The sequence below is a fragment of the Oligella sp. HMSC05A10 genome, from assembly GCF_001808335.1.
GTDB classification, from domain to species: Bacteria; Pseudomonadota; Gammaproteobacteria; order Burkholderiales; family Burkholderiaceae_B; genus Oligella; species Oligella urethralis.
This window is the reverse complement of record NZ_KV792967.1, coordinates 1-6,785: the sequence shown is the minus strand read 5'-3', so window position 1 is coordinate 6,785 and position 6,785 is coordinate 1. Positions and strand designations below refer to the sequence as shown.

1 protein-coding gene is annotated in these 6,785 nt (G+C 47.9%); it reads right to left on the bottom strand.

Annotation, left to right across the window (positions count from 1 at the left end):
* Window positions 1–6,785: hypothetical protein (locus HMPREF3144_RS11265; protein ID WP_141742785.1), on the bottom strand; the 6,785-nt coding region annotated here is incomplete at both ends.

Sequence of the window (6,785 nt, the reverse complement as noted above, 5' to 3'; positions counted from 1 at the left end):
TGATATCGCCTCAAACCGCCACGCCACCTCTCCCAGGCATAACGACTCGTACCCTCATCTTCGATGATTCTTAAGCCTTTGGCATCAATATTGTCAATATGGCGAGCGTCGACTTTCAATGCCTTACCGGCCACAATACGACTTTTATCATTGGTGAGCGTATCTGCATTGATGGTCAAGTTACCGCCAGCAATAATATCACCGGGTCGCGAATGAGCGACTTGATCTTCGTACTCCGTACGCGTAATCCAATACTCCGTGTAGCGATGTTTAAATTGATGCTGATAGTCTTTATTGTAAGCTGTGATGGCCTGATCTAAGGCATGCCAACGCTGACCATCCACTTGCATCCAGGTATCGTAAGCTACTTGATACTGCGCATACTGCTCCTGATAAGAAGCCAAGTTTTGACGATAATCACGCCAAGCCTGTGTGGCTGAGCTACATGCCCTTCTATCGTCACTGTCACTGATAAACGTACAACTCTTACTCGGCTCAGAAACCGTGGGTTCAGTTGGCGCACGTGGTGCTAAAGGCTCCGTAGCGATCCCCGGGGTAATCCCAAAATAGGCCCACGCCGGGTTATCCGGCGAATATTTTTCATAGTTAGTTAACTGCGTTGAGGTAAAGCAATCATTACCGGAAAAACTATAACATGCCGGTTGCGCTAGCGACCAAAGCGGCGTTTCTCCAGGAACTAAGTTGGCATAATCCCCTGGCTCCTTGCTAACAAACTCCCAAGCGCGACGACTCCACCGACGTTCTTTTAAGTCTTTTTTATCAACACGTGTTTCATAGCCCTGCCCGTCATGCACAATAAAATCAAATCTTTCAGGCGTAGACACTTGAACTCTTGTTAATTCAAAATCAGGATTTAAATTCCTTATACTGTGCACATTAAGATACATATCCCCCAAAGACTCTATGGTTGCAGCGCTGTTAATCAGATTCGACGCTTGTCCCTGTGCCTGTTTATTTACATCCAGCCTAGCCCCAATAGCTAAATCACCCCCACTAAAGAGTAAACCTTCTTCTTGGTTACGCAAGGAATGAACACCAATATCTAAACGCTCTCGTGCCGCAATCACCGCCGCTTTCCTTTCACCAGTCGCTTGCACCTCCTCACGATTTAAAAGCGTTTTTGACTGTATCGCAACATGATCACCGTAAATTCGCCCCGAGCCAATATTATCGATGGTACCGGCTGCCTCTACTGTGGTCACGCCATTGCTATTGATTAAACCGCGATTCACAATATCGCCTGTCTTTGCAACCACCGTGACGGCGGTCTCGCCTAATAACTCACCCGTGCTGTCATTATGAATATCACTCGCCTGTACCGTCAACGCGTCCGGACTATAGATTGTCTGTGTGTTATGTAAGTGCTTATCCGTAATCAGGCTTAAAGAACCTCCTGCCTGCAGTCCTCCCAGATTATTGAACCCTTCAGTCACATCCAACTGTAGGTGTCCGGGGGTTTCTATGCGCGCTTGACTACGAAGCTCTTGAGCAATAAGCACAGTGCCTTCATTGCCTTGAATCACACCATTGGCATCTTGCTCAATCTGCAGACGACGTTGATTGCGTTGCTGAGCGGAATCGAGCAGACTGACCGTCTTGGCAGCCAAAATTTCTCCACCATGATTCGTTATACGCTGTGACGCCTGAATCGTTGTATTACCTTTGGCATGAATTTGACCGCGGCTATTTTCCAGTGATGAAGTTTCTAAGCGAATATCACCATCCGACACCAACAATCCCGATTGATTATCAAAGCTTGTATTGTTATTTATTGCCAGTAAGTTAGCGGCTGAAATCTGTCCACCCTTGTTAATAACGATGGGACTACTGAGCAGTAATGCACCATCAGCCACCATTAGACCCGACTGATTATTCACGCTCTGCGATGCCGTCACTTGAAGATCCTGCTGGGCAGATAGTTTGCCCTGCTGATTAGTCACAATAGAGGCGGTAATCTGTAGATCTTGTTGCGCAACTAAAGCACCCTCTTGGTTATCAAGTAACTGTCCGGCGTTGATCTGAAGGTTTTCACCTGCTGCAATTTGGCCACCCTGATTAGTCATAGCGGCCGCCTGCAAATGGACTGACTGCTCTGCCACCATCACGCTGTCGTGATGCTTCAAGCCCTGATTCGCTTGCAGCTTAATCTGCTCAGCTGCACTGCTGAGTCGATGTAAATTCAGCACGTCGCTCGTTGCCTGTAAGGTGCTATCCGCTAGCCATTGGCTGTCTTCTGCCTGAATGTTATCACTAGCGCTAAGCGCCAAGTTCTTGCCCCCCAGGGTGGTATTTGCCTGCACAATGGACTTAGCATCAAGGCTGACATCGCCTTGTTGACTCTGTAAGTCCGTGTCTTGCATTGCAATCTTTTGCCCAGCCTGTAGCTGCAGCTTATTGAGTGTTTGTATTTGTGTATCCGCTAAGGATAGATTCGTACCGGCACTCAATTCAGCTGAATCAGTTGCCAACACCGTACTCTCGTCACTCATCGCTATCGCTTGCTTAGCCTTAAGTGCTAATTGCTCAGCTTGAAGATGACCACCTTCTTGTGTGATCTGCTCGGCTTGAATAGCCAGTGTATCCCCTGCCGCTATCACACCACTATTGACAAGTGCACCCTGTGAATGAAGATTCGCAGAGCCCCCTGCAACAATCTCTCCCTGCAGATTATCAATCGCCTGCTTCGCTGTTAGGTGAAAGTCAGTTTTTGCTTGCAACTGACCTGCTTGGTTAAACAGATGACCAACATTAAGATCGAATGAAGCATCAGAGACCACTAAGCCCGCTTGATTATTAAACTCTTCACCAACAACAACCTTCATAGCCTGTTTTGTGGACACCTGTCCTGCTTGATTATGCAAGCTACCGACATGAAGAATTAGTTCATCAGAAGTAGCAATCAACCCTTGCTGATTATTGAGTAACCCGTCAATGCCCAGCTCAGTCGAGCCTTGACTCGCTACGCGACCTTGCTCATTACGAAGCTCTGCTGCCTGGATCTTAAGCGATCCATCAGCCAGTAGTAACCCCTCATGGTTATCTACGTGTCCGGACGTTTTGATCACTAGATCCGTACCTGCGGTGATATCACTACCCCTATTCGTCAATGCTTGTGCCTTAATCTCCAGCGTCTTATCTGCCTGCATTAGACTATCTTGCTGCTCAATGCGGCCTTGGCTGTTCAGTTGAATAGCCTCTGCTTGGCTTTGATGCTGAGTCAAATCAAGGCTACCCACCGCCAAATCCAAGTTGTTATGTGCAACCCACTGACTCGTTTCAGCACCCAAGGTCTGACCTGCGGTCAGTTTAATATCTTCTGCAAGCAACGTACTCTGATGATGTTGTTGCGTTGCCGCACGAATCGACAAAGGTCCGCCCACACTCTGTAGATCGGACTGCTCAAGTGTCGCTTGTTCCTCTACGTCTATGGTAAAGACACCTTGCGCTTGACCTTGTACCTCATTGAGCGATAAATTAGCTCCTGACACCAACGATGCCGCTTCTTCCGCTAATAAGGTGCTCTTAGTTAATGCAAGATCGCCTTGCGCACTCAAGCTAATCTCTTTAGCTTGCAAATGCGCTGCATCATAACGCTGCTCAAAGCCTTCAACGTCAAGACTCTCTTCTGCAAAAAGTACGCCACCTAATTGCGCCTTCGTAGCAGCTTGTATTTGAATGGACTCAGCCGAGACGATTTCACTGTCTAGACTGTCGATTCCTTGACTCGCCTGAATCGTCAAGTTCTCTGCCGCATGCAGTTTACCCTTCGTATTTATCAGACTTTCTTGATTCAGCACCATCTGCCCATCAGAGATCATCAGTCCGGCGCTATTATCCACAGTACCCGATGCAGTAACCTCAAGCCGCTTAGCTGAAACCAATTGACCTGCGTGATTACTGAGATTTTTTGCATCAATACGAAGCTCACCATCAACCACTGTCACGCTCTGATCGTGCAGCACATCACCAACACTCTGAATAGTCAACGTATCAGCCTGCGTGTTCATCGACGTCATCTGCAATGTCGGTGTCTGTATGGTTAACCCTTCTTCAGCTAACCAATAGCCGTCTTCTGCCTTAAGCTCATTGCTTAAGCTTAAATTAATTTCTTTAGCAACAAGTTGACTATCTTGTTGGTGACTTTCTTGAGCGTCAAGTAACACGCTTCCCTGGCGACTGTGTAATTGACTTTGTTTAAGATCCGCACGCGCTTGTGCTCTGAACTCAACATCGTCCTCAGCTTGTACCGTCGTTTCGTCTAGATAACTATCACCACCCGAATGCAGCTGCACCTGAGTAGCAGACAACAAAGTGCTATCTCGTAAGTGCAGACCATCGGCACTCTGCAAGGTGACGACATGACCTTGTAGCTGAGCTTCTTCATGCTGTAGTTGTTGGGCCTGAAGCGTGAGTTGCTCTGCTGCTAGTAACCGCCCGCCTTGATGAATACTACCTGCTGCACGAACTAACAGCTCACCACCTGATTGAATATCACTTTGTACGCTCTTAATATCTTGCGTGGCGTCAATCTGTATAGTCGAAGCAGCATACAAGCTACCTTGCTCATTAAGAAATTGACCCACATCTAGCTGTACGTCACCACCAGACAATAAAGTACCTTGCTGATGATCGAACAGTTGAGAGGCGTTGACCTGTACACGCTCACCTGCTGACAGATAGCCATGATCTGCTTTAACAGCCTTAGCTTGTAGGAGCATAGACTCATCCGCCTGCAAAAGTCCTGACGACACGATGACATCGCTATGCGCTGAGGCTTGAATCGCTGCTGCAGCCATTTTGCTGCTGGTCAGATCGATTGAATCAGCATTTAATGCAATGCCTTTACCTGCCTGCCATTGACTATCTTGTGCTAGGAGCTTATCACGCACATTTAGCTGCATCTGCTCTTCTGTGACAAAACTCGCCGCTGAGGCATCAAGTGAAGCTGCTTGCAGCTTTAGGCTTTTATTACTTACTAATTGCGCTTGATTAGCGTTTAGCTCGTCATCCACAGTCAGCGTCAAAGCACCAGTTGAGGCAATCTGCCCAGCTTGTGTATCTAATCGCTCTGCGTGAAGAGTCAGGGCTTCTCCTGCCATCAACTGCCCTTGGGTATTAACTACCTGACCCGCCGTCATCACCTCCATGTCACCTAACGTTTGTAACCTGCCTTCGGTGTTATCAATCGCTTCATCTACATGCAGCGCCAGACTTTGGGCACTCTCTAAATGACCACCTCGATTGATTAAACGGCGACTGCTTAACATGAGCTTGCCACCAATGGTTGTCAGTCCGCCGCTTTGATCAAAAATCTCAGCAATCGCTAGCTGTGCAGGACCTTGTGCGGCTAAAGTGCCTTCCTCAGAATGCAAATTCCTAGCCCGTATGTCAAGCGCTTGACCAGCCTGCAATAATCCCTGCTGATTAATGAGATCCTGATCAAGATGTACACTCATCACCTCACCGCTGACTAATCGTCCTTGCTGATTATCCAGTGAGTTGCTACGAATTATTAAGTCTTTCTCAGCAACGATCTCTCCTTGCAAATTTTGCCAATCCACGGCCTCAACCTGCACCTGCTGTGCTTGCCATTGTGCACCTTGACTTTGCAGCTCACCAGAACTAAGCACTTGGAGTTGCTCTGCAAAGGCCTCGGTATCCTTCATCTGTACGCCATCACCCTGAAGCTGTAGACTATGCTGCGCACTCAACTGTGCTTCTGTCAGGACGAGCTGACCTTGACTCGCCAAATGGAGTTCATCGTCTGTACTAAAGCGGCTTTGCTCACTCTGCAGCTCACCGGCATGAATCCGTAGGGCCTCAAGCGCTTGCCATTGACCTTGCTGATCGTGCAAAACTTCCTCTACAGAGACCGATAAACTTTTTCCGGTGACTAGCTGACCTTGGGTATTTTGCATCTCCTGCGTGTTAAGCGTAATGGCCTGTGCCGCCAATAACTGTCCTTGGCTATTATCCAATCGTCCCTGATTATCAATCAGCAAAGAATCCCGTGTACTAATCTGACCTGCTCGGTTATCCAGGGTCTCCGTTGCCAAGGAGATAGCATTCGATGAGTAAAGATGACCTTGACGATTATCGAGATGACGGTGCTCAAGATCTAAGCGCTCTGCATTGATATAGCCGGCATTACGCAACTGCTCACCCTTACTCTGCAGGTTCTTAACCTGAATATCCCCTTGATTATGCAGAGCCTGACTTAAGCTTAAGTGGACATCCCCATTGGCAGAAATTTGCCCTTCGTCATTTGTTATATTCCTCTCTACTTGGATACGTCCGGCAGCTAAAGCAGGCGATACGACAGTCTCAGTAGTGGTCTTGCCTAAAGCAGTACTACTACTCGGCGTCTGTTGACCCGGCTCGGTCGGTGAAGGCGCATCACCGCTAGAGGGGTTTTCCGGATCGATGTCTGAACTAACTGGATCCGAAATAACGGCTGTACCGAGTTGACCACTATTGGTCAGTGCCGCTGAATTAATATTCAACGCTTGAGTCCCTGTTTGCACAATTCCTGACTGGATATTCTCAAGCCGCTCGGTTTGAATATCCAGGCGCCCTGCTTTTAACTGAGCTTGTTCGGTATTTGCCAACTCAGTTGATTCTATTTGAAGCGTTTTACTTGCTGTAACAAACCCTTTCGTGTTGTGAATTTGTGCTGCCTTAATTGAGACCTCAGGCGCTGCGATAGTGCCTTGGTTCTGCAGTGATGTACTGGTAATTTGCACCTTGGCAACAGGCTCTGCTGT